The organism is Micromonospora sp. NPDC000121, assembly GCF_042899165.1.
In the GTDB taxonomy this organism is placed as follows: domain Bacteria; phylum Actinomycetota; class Actinomycetes; order Mycobacteriales; family Micromonosporaceae; genus Micromonospora.
The window spans coordinates 18,736-33,431 of the sequence record NZ_JBIAZP010000013.1 but is presented as its reverse complement, the minus strand read 5'-3'; the positions used below and the strand labels follow the sequence as shown (position 1 = coordinate 33,431).

8 protein-coding genes and 1 pseudogene are annotated in these 14,696 nt (G+C 73.3%); 3 read left to right on the top strand and 6 right to left on the bottom strand.

Annotation, left to right across the window (positions count from 1 at the left end; translation table 11 throughout):
- Together ACFY23_RS28100 and ACFY23_RS28095 are read left to right on the top strand one after the other, a co-directional pair.
- Window positions 1-594 (top strand): annotated as a pseudogene (locus ACFY23_RS28100) (hypothetical protein); the annotation flags it as partial.
- Window position 595: 1 nt separating this feature from the next.
- Window positions 596-1,282, top strand: a complete 687-nt coding sequence (locus ACFY23_RS28095; RefSeq protein ID WP_350678207.1) for a class F sortase — start codon at window positions 596-598, stop codon at window positions 1,280-1,282.
- A 176-nt stretch (window positions 1,283-1,458) separates the two neighbouring features.
- Here the strand turns inward: ACFY23_RS28095 and ACFY23_RS28090 are convergent, their stop codons facing one another.
- On the bottom strand, window positions 1,459-6,510 hold the full coding sequence (locus ACFY23_RS28090) for an NAD-glutamate dehydrogenase (RefSeq protein WP_350678205.1): 5,052 nt from the start codon (window positions 6,508-6,510) through the stop codon (window positions 1,459-1,461).
- 287 nt (window positions 6,511-6,797) lie between these two features.
- On the opposite strand from ACFY23_RS28090, the gene ACFY23_RS28085 reads away from it, so the two are divergent.
- Entirely contained in the window at window positions 6,798-8,762 is a 1,965-nt protein-coding gene (locus tag ACFY23_RS28085) for a penicillin-binding transpeptidase domain-containing protein (RefSeq protein WP_350678202.1), read from the top strand.
- A gap of 76 nt (window positions 8,763-8,838) precedes the next feature.
- Here the strand turns inward: ACFY23_RS28085 and ACFY23_RS28080 are convergent, their stop codons facing one another.
- The 5 genes from ACFY23_RS28080 to meaB form a co-directional block, all read right to left on the bottom strand.
- A complete protein-coding gene (locus ACFY23_RS28080) occupies window positions 8,839-10,218 on the bottom strand; it encodes an arginase family protein (RefSeq protein WP_387039028.1) in 1,380 nt (459 codons plus the stop codon).
- A gap of 66 nt (window positions 10,219-10,284) precedes the next feature.
- Window positions 10,285-11,202 (bottom strand): tetratricopeptide repeat protein, encoded by a 918-nt coding sequence (locus ACFY23_RS28075; protein WP_350678200.1) that lies wholly within the window; start codon window positions 11,200-11,202, stop codon window positions 10,285-10,287.
- A 146-nt stretch (window positions 11,203-11,348) separates the two neighbouring features.
- A complete protein-coding gene (locus tag ACFY23_RS28070) occupies window positions 11,349-13,037 on the bottom strand; it encodes a methylmalonyl-CoA mutase family protein (protein ID WP_350678197.1) in 1,689 nt (562 codons plus the stop codon).
- Window positions 13,038-13,146: 109 nt separating this feature from the next.
- Window positions 13,147-13,560, bottom strand: coding sequence for an Asp23/Gls24 family envelope stress response protein (locus tag ACFY23_RS28065; protein WP_350678195.1), 414 nt, complete (start codon window positions 13,558-13,560; stop codon window positions 13,147-13,149).
- Between the two features lie 88 nt (window positions 13,561-13,648).
- Window positions 13,649-14,584 carry a methylmalonyl Co-A mutase-associated GTPase MeaB gene (meaB, locus tag ACFY23_RS28060; protein ID WP_387039052.1) on the bottom strand — a complete coding sequence of 312 codons (936 nt, stop codon included), beginning with the start codon at window positions 14,582-14,584 and terminating at the stop codon, window positions 13,649-13,651.
- Between the last annotated feature and the right edge of the window lie 112 nt (window positions 14,585-14,696).

Below are 14,696 nucleotides of genomic sequence, written 5' to 3'. Positions count from 1 at the left end.
GACGAGACCGCCAAGCCGCAGCCGCCGGCCTACGGCCAGGGCGGCGGAGCCTCCGACTCCGCCGGCGACGAGGGCAAGAACGACTGGAAGGGCTACGAGCACGGCCAGGACGCCGAGGGCGACCGCGGCCACGAGGACCGCAAGGACCACGACGCGTACGGCTCGGACAGCCGCGGCGACAACGGCCACGAGGACCGCAAGGACCACGACGCCTACGGCTCGGACAGCCGCGGCGACAACGGCCACGAGGACCGCAAGGACCACGACGCGCACGGCTCGGACAAGGGCGACTGGAAGAAGGACCACGAGAACGGCAAGGACAAGGACCGCTGGGAGCACAAGCGTGACTTCGTCTACTACGGCGAGGCCGAGGTCTCCGAGGACGCCAAGCCGGGCCGCTACAAGCTCAAGGGCTCGTGCGGCGAGGGTGAGCTCGTCGTCCTGCCGCGCGGCGGGGTCGACGGCGGCGACGGCGGTGCCGGCGCCGGGACCGACCGGGGCCTGGCCGCCGGTGGGGCCAGCCTGCTCGGCGCGGCCGCCCTGGGCGGCCTGGTGCTGATGCGTCGTCGTCGGACCGATGAGTCCCTGGTCTGACATGACGGCGAGGTGGGCCGGCGGCCGTCACGGGAAACCGTGGCGCGCCGCCGGCGCGGCCGTCGTCGTCCTGCTCGCCATGGTGGGCGCCGGCATGGTCGGCGCGTCACTCAGGACCGCGCCCGCCCCCCGCCCGCCGCAGCCCCTGGCGCAGGCCGCACCGGCCACCTCCGGGGCGGCGGTGGCCGACGACGTGGACCCGGACGTCGCCGACGGGGCCGCCACGGGGCTGGCCCGTTCCACTCCCACCACGATCAGCATCCCCCGGATCGGGGTCGACGCCTCGATCATGTCTCTGGGCACCAACCCGGACGGCACCGTCCAGGTGCCCCCGCTGGAGCAGGCGCAGCTCGCCGGCTGGTACGAGCCGGGGCCCAGCCCGGGGGAGGTCGGCAACGCGGTCATCGTCGGGCACGTCGACTCGGCGGCGATCGGGCCGGCGGTCTTCTTCTCCCTGGGCGCCCTGCAACCCGGTGACACGATCACCGTCACCCGCGAGGACGGGCAGCGGGTCACCTTCACGGTCGAGTCGGTGAAGGCGTACCCGAAGACCGAGTTCCCGACCGAGCAGGTCTACGGCCCCAGCGACCGGCCCGGCCTCCGGGTGGTCACCTGCGGCGGCGTCTTCGACCAGGCGGCCGGCAGCTACCCGGACAACGTGGTCGTCTTCGCCTCCATGCCCACCTGACCCACGGCCCGACGGCCGGCACCCGGTCCGGCCGGGTGGGCACGGCCCCGGCCGGGCGGTGCCGGCAGAGAGGCCACGGGTCTCGCGGCGGCGAGGCGTGACACGCCCCGGGTAGCCGGCAACGCGGTCCGGCCGGTCGGGAAACCGACCGGCCGGACCGCGCGGCGTGTCCGGCGTCAGGCGGCGGCGGAGGTCCGCACCAGGGTGCGGATCTGGCGCAGCAGCACCGACAGGGCGGCGAGGTCCGCCCGGGACTCGTCGAACTCCCCCATCGCCCGCTCGGCCCGGTGGATCGACGTGGCGTTCGACTGCTCCCATTCCTGCACCCGCTCCTGCGGCGACAGGGTGCCGGGGGTGGAGTCGAGCACCTCGGCGGTCAGCGCGGCGAGCGCGGCGTACAGGTCGTAGCGCAGCGCCATCCGGGCCAGCGTCTGCCAACGGTCCTCCCGCGGCAGCAGGGAGATCTTCGACAGCAGCGAGTCGACCCGGAAGCGGTCGGAGAGCACGAAGTAGACCGAGGCCACCTCGCCGACGTCGCGCCCGCTGCTCGCCGCCGTCTCGACCACGTCGAGCAGGCCGAAGCTGTACATCAGCCGGGTCGTCTGCTCGGCCAGGTCGCGCGGCAGCCCCCGCTCGGTCAGCGAGTCGATGTGGGCCGCCAGCGACTCCCGCTCGCTGCCGTAGAAGCGCTCCTCCAGGTCGGGCAGGAGCCGGGCCACGCCGTCGCGCAACCGGGCGATCTCCGCCGGGACGTCGATCGGCGAGCGACGGTTGGTGACCAGCCACCGCACCGCCCGGTCCAGCAGCCGCCGGGTGTCCAGGTAGACGCTCGTCTGCAACTCCGGGTCGACCTTGTTGTCCAGGGCCTCCACGGCGTCCCACAGCTCGCGCAGCCCGAAGACCTCGCGGACCACCACGTACGCCCGGATCACGTCCGCCGCGGAGGCGGCCGTCTCCTCGACCACCCGGAAGACGAACGTGATGCCGCCCCGGTTGATCGCCTCGTTGACCAGGACGGTGGTCACGATGTCCCGGCGCAGCCGGTGCCGGCCCATCCGGTCGGCGAACCGCTCGCGCATCGGCGTCGGGAAGTAGTTGACCAGGACGTCGGTCGTCCACTCCTCGTCCGCGAGCCCCTCGGCCAGGATCTCCGTCTCCAGGACGATCTTCACGTACGCCAGCAGCACCGCGAACTCCGGCGCGGTCAGCCCGGACTCGGTCCGCACCGCCAGCTCGTCGTCCGGCGGCAGCGCCTCCAGGGCCCGGTCCAGCGCTCCGGACCGCTCCAGCTCGGTGATCATCCGCCGGTGCACCGGCAGCAGCGAGGCGGCCTGCGCCTGCGCGTTGTTGATCGCCCGGGCCTGGTCGTAGTTGTCCCGCAGCACCAGCTCGGCGACCTCGTCGGTCATCTCGGCGAGCAGCTCGTCCCGCTCGGGAAGAGTCAGCGCGCCGTCGGCGACCGCCGTGTTCAGCAGGATCTTGATGTTCACCTCGTGGTCGGAGCAGTCCACCCCGGCCGCGTTGTCGATGAAGTCCGTGTAGATCCGGCCGCCGGTCTGGGCGTACTCGATCCGGCCGAGCTGGGTCCAGCCCAGGTTGCCGCCCTCGCCGGCCACCCGGCAGCGCAGGTTCCTGCCGTCCACCCGGATCGCGTCGTTGGACTTGTCGCCCACCTCCGCGTTGGTCTGGCTGGAGGCCTTCACGTACGTGCCGATGCCGCCGTTCCAGAACAGGTCGACCGGCGCGGTCAGGATCGCCTTCATCAGCTCCTGCGGCGAGAGCTGCTCCACGTCGGCGTCCAGGCCGAGCCGCTCGCGGACCTGCGGCGAGATCGGCACCGACTTGGCGGTACGCGGGTACACGCCGCCGCCGGCCGAGATCAGTTCCCGGTCGTAGTCCTCCCACGACGAGCGGGGCAGCTCGAACAGCCGCTTGCGCTCCGCGTACGAGGTGGCGGCGTCCGGATCCGGGTCGAGGAAGATGTGCCGGTGGTCGAACGCGGCCACCAGCCGGATGTGCTCCGACAGCAGCATCCCGTTGCCGAACACGTCGCCGGACATGTCGCCCACGCCCACCACGGTGAAGTCCTGGGTCTGGGTGTCGTGACCCATCTCGCGGAAGTGCCGCTTCACCGACTCCCAGGCGCCCCGGGCGGTGATGCCCATCTTCTTGTGGTCGTACCCGGCGGAGCCGCCCGAGGCGAACGCGTCGCCGAGCCAGAAGTTGTGCGCCGTGGAGATCTCGTTGGCGATGTCCGAGAACGTGGCCGTGCCCTTGTCCGCCGCGACCACCATGTACGGGTCGTCGCCGTCGTGCCGGACCACGTCCTCCGGCGGCACGATCTGGCCGCTGACGATGTTGTCCGTGACGTCCAGCAGCGCCGAGACGAACTCCTTGTAGCAGACGACCGCCTCGTCCCGGTCCCCCGGCTTCTGCTTGAGCACGAAGCCGCCCTTCGCGCCGACCGGCACGATCACGGCGTTCTTCACCATCTGCGCCTTGACCAGGCCGAGCACCTCGGTGCGGAAGTCCTCCCGGCGGTCGGACCAGCGCAGCCCGCCCCGGGCCACCGGCCCGAACCGCAGGTGCACGCCCTCGAAGCGCGGCGAGTACACGAAGACCTCGAACTTCGGCCGGGGCGCCGGCAGGTCCGGGATCGCCTGCGGGTCCAGCTTGAACGCCACGTACGACTTCGGCCGCCCGTCCTCGCGCTTCTGGTAGAAGCTCGTGCGCAGGGTGGCCTGGATCAGCGTCAGGTAGGCGCGCAGGATCCGGTCCTGGTCGAGGCTGGCGACGTCGTCCAGCGCGCCCCGGATCTCCGCGACCAGCTTCTCGCTGCGCTGCTCCCGCTCCTCGTGCCCCGCCGCGCCCGGCGCGAACCGGACCTCGAAGAGCTCCACCAGCAGCGTGACGATCCTCGGGTACGCGATGAAGGTCGACTCCATGTACTCCTGCGAGAAGACCGCGCCGGTCTGGCGCAGGTACTTCGCGTACGCCCGCAGCACCACCACCTGCCGCCAGGTGAGGCCGCCACGCAGCACCAGCTCGTTGAAGCCGTCGACCTCGGCCTCGCCCCGCCACGCCGCCGCGAAGGCGTTCTCCACGTGCGGGCGCACCTCGGCCAGCTCCTGGTGCCCCTCTGGCAGCCGCAGCCCGAAGTCGTAGAGGTAGACGCGACCGTCGACCCGGTCCACCTCGTACGGGTGCTCGTCGACCACCCGGACGCCGAGGGAGTGCAGCACCGGCAGCACGGCGGAGAGCATCATCGGCTCGCCGTACCGGTAGACCTTGAAGCGGACGTCCATCGCCTCGTCGACGTCCGGGCCCCGCCCGCCGGCCCGCGGCGCGAGCTGCTTGCGGAACAGGTGCATCTCCAGCTGGCCGGGCTCCTCCAGCAGCTCCAGCTTGGCCAGGTCCTTCATCGCCTCGTACGGCGTGTGGCCGTCCTTGTAGCCCTCGGGGAAGGCGTCGGCGTACCGGCTGAACAGGTGCTTGGCCTGCTCGTCGCCGAGCTTGCGCTCCAGCACCAGCCGGTAGTCGTCGTCCCACAGCCGGGTCGCGTCGGCCAGCTCCTCGGCGAGCAGGTCGGCGTCGATGTCGCTCGGGGGCTTGGTCGGGTCGGTCCGGACGATGAAGTGCACCCGGGCGAGCATCGACTCGGTGACCCGGGTCGTGTAGTCGACCCCGACGCCGTGCAGCTCGCGGAGCAGGATGTCCTGCATGCGCAGCCGGTTCTGCGTGGTGAACCGGTCCCGGGGCAGGTAGATCAGGCAGGAGATGAACCGCCCGTAGGCGTCCCGCCGCAGGAACACCCGCAGCTGCCGGCGACCGGCCATCCGCAGCACGCCGATCACCGCGTGGTAGAGGTCGTCGGTCTTGATCTGGAACAGCTCGTCGCGCGGGTAGGTCTCCAGGATCTGCAGCAGGTCCTTGCCGGAGTGGCTGCGCTGGCTCAGGCCGGAGCGGTCCAGCACCTCGGCCACCTTGCGGCGGACCACCGGCAGCTCACGCACGCTGGTGCGGTACGCGGCCGTGGAGAACAGGCCCAGGAAACGCCGCTCGCCGACCACCTCGCCGGCCTCGTTGAAGATCTTGAAGCCGATGTAGTCGAGGTACGCGGAGCGGTGCACGGTCGCCCGCGAGTTCGCCTTGGTGATGATCAGCAGGCGCTTCTCGGTGACCTTCTCGTGCGCCTCCGGCGTCATCGACGACAGCGGCCGGGCCTCCGGGGAATCCTGGCGCAGGATGCCCAGCCCGGTGCCGAGCACGGCCTCCAGCGCCTGGCCCCCGTCGTCGGTGTCGGCCAGGCGGTACTCCCGGTAGCCGAGGAACGTGAAGTGGTCGTGGGCGAGCCAGCGGAGCAGCTCCACCGAGTCGGTGATGTCCTTCTCCGGCACCGGCGGCCGGTTGTCCGACGTCCGCGCGGCGGCCAGCTCGTCGGCGAGGGCGAGGGCCCGCTGGCGCATCTTCGGCCAGTCCTCGACCGCCTCCCGCACGTCGGTCAGCACCCGCTGGAGCTCGCGGCGCAGCTTCTCCCGTTCTTCGGCGTCGCGGACCGGGTCGACCTCGATGTGCATCCAGCTCTCGACCAGGTCGCCGGCGATCGCGTCGTCGGGCTCGACGTCGGCGGAGACCTCGACCAGCCGGCCCAGCGGCTCGCGCCGCACCACGACCAGCGGGTGCACCAGCAGGTGCACGTCCAGGTGGTGCGCGTTGAGCAGGGCGGTCACCGAGTCGACCAGGAAGGGCATGTCGTCGGTGACGATCTCGATGACGGTGTGGTGCTGGTCGGCGTCGGGCTCGTGGATGCGGAGCTTCAACTCGCCCGGCACCCGCTGCTGGGCCAGGTCCCGGTGCGCGCGGGCCGCGTCGAGCATCTCCTCGGCGGTGAAGCCGATCAGTTCCTCGTCCGGCGCGAACCGCCAGAAGCGGCTGACCAGGGTCGCCACGTCGTGGTCGTCGCCGGCCAGCGCCACGGCCTGGGCCACCAGGCGCTCCGCGTTGGGTACCGGCTCGTCGAGTTCGGTGTCCTCCACGTCGTCGGCCAGCGCCTCGGCGGGCCGGCCCAGATCGTAGATTGTGTCGATACTCGTACCGGTCATCCCGGTCACCCCTGTGTCGAGCCGGCCGAAGCCGTCCCCGTCGGTTGCCGAATCGAAGCTGTCATCCCGGCTGGTGTCATCCTGCCGGAGGTCGGGTCCCGGTTTGATCGCCGGACGCCGGTCCATCGGTGCCACTCCCCTCGACCCACCGCGTTGTGGGTCACTCTGCCGCCCAGCCTAGGCCTGCCGTTCCGCGCCTTCGTCGGCGGACCACGGTGCGGACATCCGGTCCCGGACTTTGTCCTTTCACCCGTTGCGGATACGAGGTTGGCCGGTCGGGGAGTACCCCACCGCTGGATGTTCATCACCCCGGCGCAGGCCCGTCTTTGCGCACGTCGCCCCCGCCTGGGGACGATACGGACGGCCCGGCCGTACTAGCGTGACGGCAGTTCCGAGATCGGAGGATCTGCGCCATGCACCTCTCGTACCCCAGCCGTCACCCTCGCAACCGGCTCCGCCGGCCGCTCGCGCTGCTCGCCGCGACCGCGCTGGCGGCCGGCGCGCTCAGCGCGTGCTCGGACGGCGACGGGCCGGAGCGCAGCGTCGACGCGTTCCTGGCCGGCTGGCGTTCCGGCGACCTCCAGGCCGTCGGGTTCGTGGACCCGACCGGCGCGAAGGTGCCGGCCGCCGACGTGTCCCGCGAGATCAAGGAACTCTCCGGCGAGCTGGCCGCCACGCCTCCGGCGCTGACCCGCCAGGGCGACGCGAAGATCACCGCGAACATCGCGACCACGGTGGTCAAGGTCGAGTGGAGCCTCCCGGGTGAGACCCGCTGGGCGTACGACCGACAGGTGCGGCTCAGCCGCGGCGGCGACGACGAGTGGCAGGTGATCTGGGAGCCGCAGCTGGTGCAGGAGCAGCTCACCCGGGGCGACCGGCTCGGGCTGCGCCGGGACCCGGGCCCCCGGGCCGCGGTGCTCGACGGCGCCGGCCAGCCGATCGTGGCGCCCCGGCCGGTGGTGCGGGTGGGGCTGCAACCGAACCAGGTCACCGACCTGGCGGGCCTGACCCGGAAGCTCGACGCGGCCTTCCGGGCGATCCGGCCGACGATCACCCCGCCGGTGGACCTCTCCGGCCTGCCCAAGCGGCTCGCCGACGCCGAACCGGGCGCGTTCGTCGAGGTGGTGACCCTGCGCGACGAGGCGTACCGGCAGATCAAGCCCCGCATCCACGGCCTGCCGGGCACCAAGTTCCGCGACGACGAACTCCACCTCGCGCCCACCCGCGAGTTCGCCCGGGCGGTGCTCGGCTCCGTCGACCCGGCCCACGCCGACGACCTCGCCAAGCACCCGGACCGGTACGCGGCCGGTGACCTGGTCGGCCACGGCGGCCTCCAGGGCCGCTACGACGAGCGGCTGCGCGGCGCGCCCGGGCTGACCGTGATCACCCAGCGCCCCGGCCCGGACGGCACGCTGGTGCCCACCGGCACCGAGGTGTTCCGCCGTGAGCCGCAGCCGGGGCAGCCGCTGAAGACCACGCTCGACGTGGCCACCCAGAACGCGGCCGACACCGCCCTGCGCGCCGAGAAGCGCCGCGCGGCGCTGGTGGCGGTGCGGATCAGCGACGGCGCCGTGCTCGCCGCCGCCAACGGTCCCGGCGCGGCCGGGGAGAACCTGGCCTTCACCGCCCAGGTCCCGCCGGGGTCCACGTTCAAGATGGTCAGCGCGCTCGGCCTGCTCGACCGGGGCGCGGTGACCCCGGACGCGACGGTGAACTGCCCGAAGACGCTCCCGGTGGAGGGCCGGTCGTTCAAGAACTCCGACAACTTCGAGCTGGGGGCGGTGCCGTTCCGCACCGACTTCGCCAAGTCCTGCAACACGGCGTTCGCCGCGCTGGCGCCGGAGCTGGGCCCCGACGGGCTGGCCGTCGCCGGGCGGTCGCTGGGGCTGGAGGGGCAGTGGGACCTCGGCCTGGACGCCTTCACCGGCAAGGTCTCCGCGAACGGCGGCGCGACCGAGCAGGCCGCCGCCGCGATCGGGCAGGGCACCACGATCGTCAGCCCGCTGGCCATGGCGTCCGCCACCGCGGCGGTCGCCCGGGGTCGCTTCGAACAGCCGAAACTGGTGCTGGACCCGGCCCCGGCCCAGCCCGCCGCCCCCGGCCCGCAGCTCAAGCCGGAGTCGGTCGAGGCCGTCAAGGCGATGATGCGCGAGGTGGTGACCGCCGGCACCGGCACCGCGCTGAAGGACGTGCCGGGCGCGCCGGTGCACGGCAAGACCGGCACCGCCGAGTACGACAACAACCCGGCGCACACGCACGCCTGGTTCGTCGGCTGGCAGGGCGACGTCGCGTTCGCGGTCTTCGTCGAGCAGGGCGGCGCCAGCACCGCCACCGCCGTCCCCGCCGCCGAACGTTTCCTGCGCGCCCTCGCCCGCTGACCCGCCCAGGTCGGACGACGCGGACGGCTGGCCGGCCTGGCATGCGGGCGGCTCGACAGGCGCGACCCGACGGCCGTCAGGCGATGCCGGCCGTGGACGGCGAGGTGCCGTCGTCGGTCACGGGCGGGTCCTCCGGGTGGAGGTCCGCGAGCGGCGCCCGGCGCAGCAGGCCCGGCCCGGCGGAGGCGGGCGGACCGACCGGCTCCGGCCCGGCCGAACCGGGGCCGGCGTCGGCCACCGGGGCGACCGCCCCGACCGGGCCCACCCGGGCGACCGCGCCAACCACCCCGACCGGGCCGAGAAGAGGTGGCGGACCGTCCTCGGCGCGCGCCTCGACGCCGCCCGGCTGGCGGTCGTCATCGTCGTCCTCCGGGGCGGGGACGACGGCAGGTGCCGGAGCGGGCGAAGGCATGATCGGGGCCTCGGGACGGCCGTTGCCCCGCCGCGCCGAGGGCACCGACAGGGCACCCACCGGGGAGTCGCGGACCGAGGAGGGGGTGGCCGCGGACGAGTCCGGCAGCAGCCGGGGCGGTACCGCGCCCGGGGCGGAGACGGGGCGCAGCCCGGCCACCACGGTGTTGACGATCTCGGCCGCGTACGCGCCGTCGGGGTCGTAGTCGGGGTCGAAGACGGTCAGCTCGACGCCGAGGCAGTGCGGGGTGTCGACCAGCCCGGCGAGCAGGATCTCCAGCTCGGCGAAGGCGATGCCGCCCGGGTCGGGGGCGTCGACGGCCGGCATCACGGCCGGGTCCAGCACGTCCACGTCGATGTGCACCCAGTAGCCGGCGCAGTCGGCGAGCTGCTCGTGCGCCCACTGGGCGGTGCGCGCGGCGCCCTCGGCGCGCAGCGCCGGCACCGGGCGGGTGGTGATCCCGGCGGCCTGGAGGTCGAGGCGGTACTCGTCCTGCGCCCGGATGCCGAGCACCACCACGTCGATGTCCCGGAAGTACGGCCGGCGCCCCTCGATGGCGGCCAGGTCGGCCTGCCCCCGCCCGGTGACCAGCGCGAGGTCCTCCCCCGCCGCCGCGCCCACGTAGGAGGCGTTGCCGGGGTGCCGGAAGTCGGAGTGGCCGTCGACGAAGATCAGCCCGATGCGGCCGCCGACCGCCTCGCCGAGCCGGTGCATGGCCAGCGCCGAGCCGAGCAGGATCGAGCAGTCGCCCCCCAGGACCAGCGGGAACTCCCCGCGGTCGATGATGGAGCCGATCCGCTCGGCGAGCGCCGCCGAGTAGTCGGCGATCTCCCGGGCGTGGCAGACCCCGTCGCCGGGCCGCCAGTCGCCCGGGTCGTAGCGGGGCGGGGTGAGGCAGCCGGCGTCGCGGGCCCGCAGCCGGGCGAGCAGCCCCTGGTCGCGCAGCGCGCCCGGGGCCTTGGCGCAGCCCGGCACCGAGGTGGGCGTGGGTGGGCGCAGGCCGAGGTTGCTGGGCGCGTCGAGGACGGCGATCCGGCGCATCATGGGCTCCCGTCCTCAGGTGTCGGGCGGGCCGGCCGGAACGCCGGCCCGCGCTGGCGTGCTACGTGCTCAGAACAGGGCGCTGGCCAACGCCCGGCGGGCCGAGGCGACCGCCGGGTCCTCCGGCCCGGCGACCGTGAAGAGGCCGACCAGGTGCTGGCGTACCTTCTCGCGGTCGTCACCGGCGGTGCGGCGGACCAGGCCCACCAGGCGGGCGTACGCCGCCTCGGCCTGACCGCTGAGCACCTCGATGTCGGCGGCGAGCAGCTGGGCCTCGACGTCGTCGGGGTTGGCCTGGGCGGCGGCGATCGCCGCGCCCGGGTCGGCCCCCGCCACCCGGCGGGCCAGCCCGACCTGGGCGAGGCCCGCCTCCGCCGCGGCGTCCGCCGGGGACTCGGCGAGGATCTTCTTGTACGCCCGCTCGGCCGCGTCCAGGTCGCCGCTCATCAGGGCGTCGTCGGCCTCGTCGAGGCGCGGGTCCTCCGGCTCGGCGACGGTCACGCCACCGGCCTTGAGCACCGCCTGAATCCACTGCCGCAGCTGCGCCTCGGGCACCACGCCCGAGAAGGCGTCGATCGGCTGGCCGCCGACCACCGCGTAGACCATCGGGATGCTCTGCACGCGGAACATCTGCGCGATCCGCGGGTTGGCGTCCACGTCGATCTTGGCGAGCACCCAGGCGCCGCCGCCCTCCGCGGCCAACCGCTCCAGCACCGGCGAGAGCTGCTTGCACGGCTCGCACCACTCGGCCCAGAAGTCCACGATCACCGGTGTGGTGAGCGAGCGTTCGAGAACCTCGGACTGGAATGTCGCCTCGCTGACGTCGATGACGCTGACGGCGCCGCCGGCGGCGCCGGGCAGGCCGGCCGAGGGGCCGGGCTGGGCGGGGGCGGTGGGGCGGGCGGGGGTCGGTGCGGGGGTGCGCAGCGCGCTGAGGTCGACCGCGCCGCGGGTGAAGATCGACGAGGTGATCCGTGGGTCGCTCATGGTTACCTAGTCTCGCACGCGACTTGCCGAACTCAGATCAACCGCGACGGCGACAGTTGCGACTCTCACGACCGGTCGTCGCAGGTGTCGGGCTTCTGCCAGAAAGCCGACGGCGCCGGGAAGTCTCCCGGCGCCGTCGGGCGGGGTCAGAAGCGGGCGGGCTCGCGGTAGACGCCCCACTCGGCGCGGAGGGCGTCGCAGATCTCGCCGAGGGTGGCCTCGGCGCGGACGGCGTCCAGCATGGCCGGGATCATGTTCCCGTCGGTCCGGCCGACCGCGACCATCCGCTCGATCGCCGCCTTGACGGCGGCGTCGTCCCGGCCGGCCTTGCGCTCGGCCAGCACCCGTCGCTGCTCCAGCTCCACCTCGTGCGAGATGCGCAGGATCTCCAGGTCCTTGGCGACCGTGCCGGTGTGGCAGTTGACGCCGACGATCTTCTTGTCGCCCTTCTCCAGCGCCTGCTGGTAGACGAAGGCCGACTCGGCGATGTGGCCGGTGAACCAGCCGTCCTCGATGCCGCGCAGGATGCCGGAGGTCATCGGGCCGATCTGGTGCGGGCCCTCCCCGCCGAGCTGCCGGATCCGGGCGAAGATCTCCTCCGCCTCGGCCTCGATCTTGTCGGTGAGCGCCTCGACGTACCACGACCCGCCGAGCGGGTCGGCCACGTTGGTCACCCCGGTCTCCTCCATCAGCACCTGCTGCGTACGCAGGGCGATCTCGGCGGACTCGTCGGTGGGCAGGGCCAGGGTCTCGTCCAGGGCGTTGGTGTGCAGCGAGTTGGTCCCGCCGAGCACTGCGGCGAGCGCCTCCACGGCCGTCCGCACGACGTTGTTGACCGGCTGCTGGGCGGTCAGCGACACTCCGGCGGTCTGGGTGTGGAACCGCAGCCAGAGCGCCTTCTCGCTGGTCGCGCCGTAGACGTCGCGCAGCCACCGGGCCCAGATCCGGCGGGCGGCCCGGAACTTGGCGATCTCCTCGAAGAAGTCGACGTGCGAGTCGAAGAAGAAGCTCAGGCCAGGGGCGAAGACGTTGACGTCCAGCCCGCGCGAGAGCCCCAGCTCGACGTAGCCGAACCCGTCGGCGAGCGTGTACGCCAGCTCCTGGGCGGCCGTCGCGCCGGCCTCCCGGATGTGGTAGCCGGAGACCGAGAGCGGCTTGTAGCGGGGGATCTCCCGGGCGCAGTACTCCATCAGGTCGCCGATCAGGCGCAGGTGCGGCTCCGGGTCGAAGAGCCACTCCTTCTGCGCGATGTACTCCTTGAAGATGTCGGTCTGCAGCGTGCCGTCCAGCCGGGACAGGTCGGCGCCCTGCCGCTCGGCGGCCACCAGGTACATGCAGAACACCGGCACGGCCGGCCCGGAGATGGTCATCGAGGTGGTCACGCCGGCCAGGTCGATGCCGTCGAAGAGCACCTCCATGTCGGCGGCGCTGTCCACCGCGACGCCGCAGTGGCCCACCTCGCCGAGCGACTGCGGGTCGTCGGAGTCCCGGCCCATGAGGGTGGGCATGTCGAAGGCCACCGAGAGGCCGCCGCCGCCCGCGCCCAGGATCATCTTGTAGCGCTCGTTGGTCTGCCGGGCGTTGCCGAATCCGGCGAACTGCCGGATGGTCCAGGTCCGCCCGCGGTAGCCGGTCGGGTACAGGCCCCGGGTGTACGGGTACTCGCCCGGCCAGCCGATCCGCTCGAAGCCCGGGTAGGCGACGCCCTCCGGCGGCCCGTAGACCGGGTCGACGGGCATCCCGGAGAGCGTGGTGAAGTCGGCGTCCCGCTTGCGCGCGGCGTCGTAGCGGGCCTGCCAGCGTGCCCGTCCGGCTGCGATCTCGTCGGCGTTCATCCGCGGGGCTCCTCCTCGAGTCCTCGACCTGCACGTCGAGTGTAGAGCCCAGCCTGAACGATCGCTAAGGAAGCTCGTACCGGCCGGTAACGTGAGCCGCCCGCACCGGTCAGGCGGTCGGCGCGGCGGGCTCCCCCAGGGTCACGTCGTCGACCCGGATGTTGATCTCGTCGACCCGCAGCCCGTACGCCTCGACCGCCTCGGTCACCTTCACCCGGACGGCGTCGGTCACCTGCGGCACCGGCCGGCCCGCCTCGATCACGATGACCAGGTTGACCACGGCCGCGCCGTTCGTGACGTGGGCCGAGCAGCCCCGCCGGGCGTCGCCGACCTTGTCGAGACCGACCTTGTCGAGGACGCTGTTGAAGAACCGGGCCACGTCGCCGCCCAGCTCGGCAACACCGGGCACCGACCGGGTGGCGGCCACGGCGATCTTCTCCACCACCTCGTCGGAGACGTGCGTGCTCCCGCCCGCCACCGCGTCCGGCGTCACCGACAGCTCCTGGGTCGCCTCGTCGCCCATGTTCTTCCCCCACTCGGCACTCGCACCGCCCCACGGGACCGTGGAGCGGTGCGAGCGTACTAGTTCGGCGGGCGGTGGGGTGGACGCCTCAGGAGCCGAGCTGGGCGAGCAGTTCGTCGGCCGCCGCGTACGGGTCGAGGGCGCCCTCGGCCACCTTCGCGGCGAGCGCCGGCAGCTCCGTACCGTCGCGCAGGGAGCCGATCCGGTCGCGGAGCACGCCCAGCGCGATCGCCTCGATCTCCGCGGCGGCCCGCGCCTCCTGACGGCGGCGCAGCTCGCCGTGCTCGACCAGCCAGCCCCGGTGCTTGTCGATGGCGGCGGCGATGTCGTCGATCCCCTCGCCCCGCGCGGCGATCGCGCGGACCACCTGCGGGCGCCAGTCACCCGGGCCGCGCTCTCCCAGGGCGATCATGCCCTGGATGTCGCGGTAGGTCGCGTCGGCGCCGTCCCGGTCCGCCTTGTTGACCACGAAGACGTCGGCGATCTCCAGGATGCCGGCCTTGACCGCCTGGATCGCGTCGCCCATGCCCGGGGCGAGCAGCACCAGCGTGGTGTCGGCCAGCGAGGCGACCTCCACCTCCGCCTGCCCCACGCCGACCGTCTCCACCAGCACCACGTCGCAGCCGGCGCCCTCCAGCACCCGGACCGCCTGCGGGGTCGCCGCCGACAGCCCGCCGAGGTGCCCCCGGCTGGACATCGAGCGGATGTAGACGCCCGGGTCGGTCGCGTGGTCCTGCATCCGGACCCGGTCGCCGAGGATCGCCCCGCCGGTGAACGGGCTGGACGGGTCGATCGCCAGCACGCCGACCCGGTGCCCGCGGGCGCGCAGCGCCCGGACCAGCTCGTTGGTGGTGGTGGACTTGCCCACCCCGGGCGAGCCGGTCAGGCCGACCACCTGGGCCTGCCCGGCGTACGGCGCGAGCGCCGCCGCGATCCGCGGCAGCGTCTCGTCGCCCGACTCGACCAGGGTGATCAGCCGGGCCACCGCGCGGGGATCCCCCGCGCGGGCCCGCTCGACCAGCATCGGCACGTCCCGGCTGCGGCGCACCGGGGGCGCGCCCGCCGGGGCGTTGTCGACGATCTCGCTCACTGTGCTGCCTCTGTTCGCGACTGCGGGGCTCGCAAGACCGGCTCAC

What these genes read in the sequence shown, in the direction of transcription:
- ACFY23_RS28075 (WP_350678200.1), bottom strand. Translation starts at nt 11,202, where the DNA reads ATGAGCGACCCACGGATCACCTCGTCGATCTTCACCCGCGGCGCGGTC.
- ACFY23_RS28095 (WP_350678207.1), top strand. Translation starts at nt 596, where the DNA reads ATGACGGCGAGGTGGGCCGGCGGCCGTCACGGGAAACCGTGGCGCGCC.
- ACFY23_RS28065 (WP_350678195.1), bottom strand. Translation starts at nt 13,560, where the DNA reads ATGGGCGACGAGGCGACCCAGGAGCTGTCGGTGACGCCGGACGCGGTG.
- meaB (WP_387039052.1), bottom strand. Translation starts at nt 14,584, where the DNA reads ATGCTGGTCGAGCGGGCCCGCGCGGGGGATCCCCGCGCGGTGGCCCGG.
- ACFY23_RS28090 (WP_350678205.1), bottom strand. Translation starts at nt 6,510, where the DNA reads ATGGACCGGCGTCCGGCGATCAAACCGGGACCCGACCTCCGGCAGGAT.
- ACFY23_RS28070 (WP_350678197.1), bottom strand. Translation starts at nt 13,037, where the DNA reads ATGAACGCCGACGAGATCGCAGCCGGACGGGCACGCTGGCAGGCCCGC.
- ACFY23_RS28080 (WP_387039028.1), bottom strand. Translation starts at nt 10,218, where the DNA reads ATGATGCGCCGGATCGCCGTCCTCGACGCGCCCAGCAACCTCGGCCTG.
- ACFY23_RS28085 (WP_350678202.1), top strand. Translation starts at nt 6,798, where the DNA reads ATGCACCTCTCGTACCCCAGCCGTCACCCTCGCAACCGGCTCCGCCGG.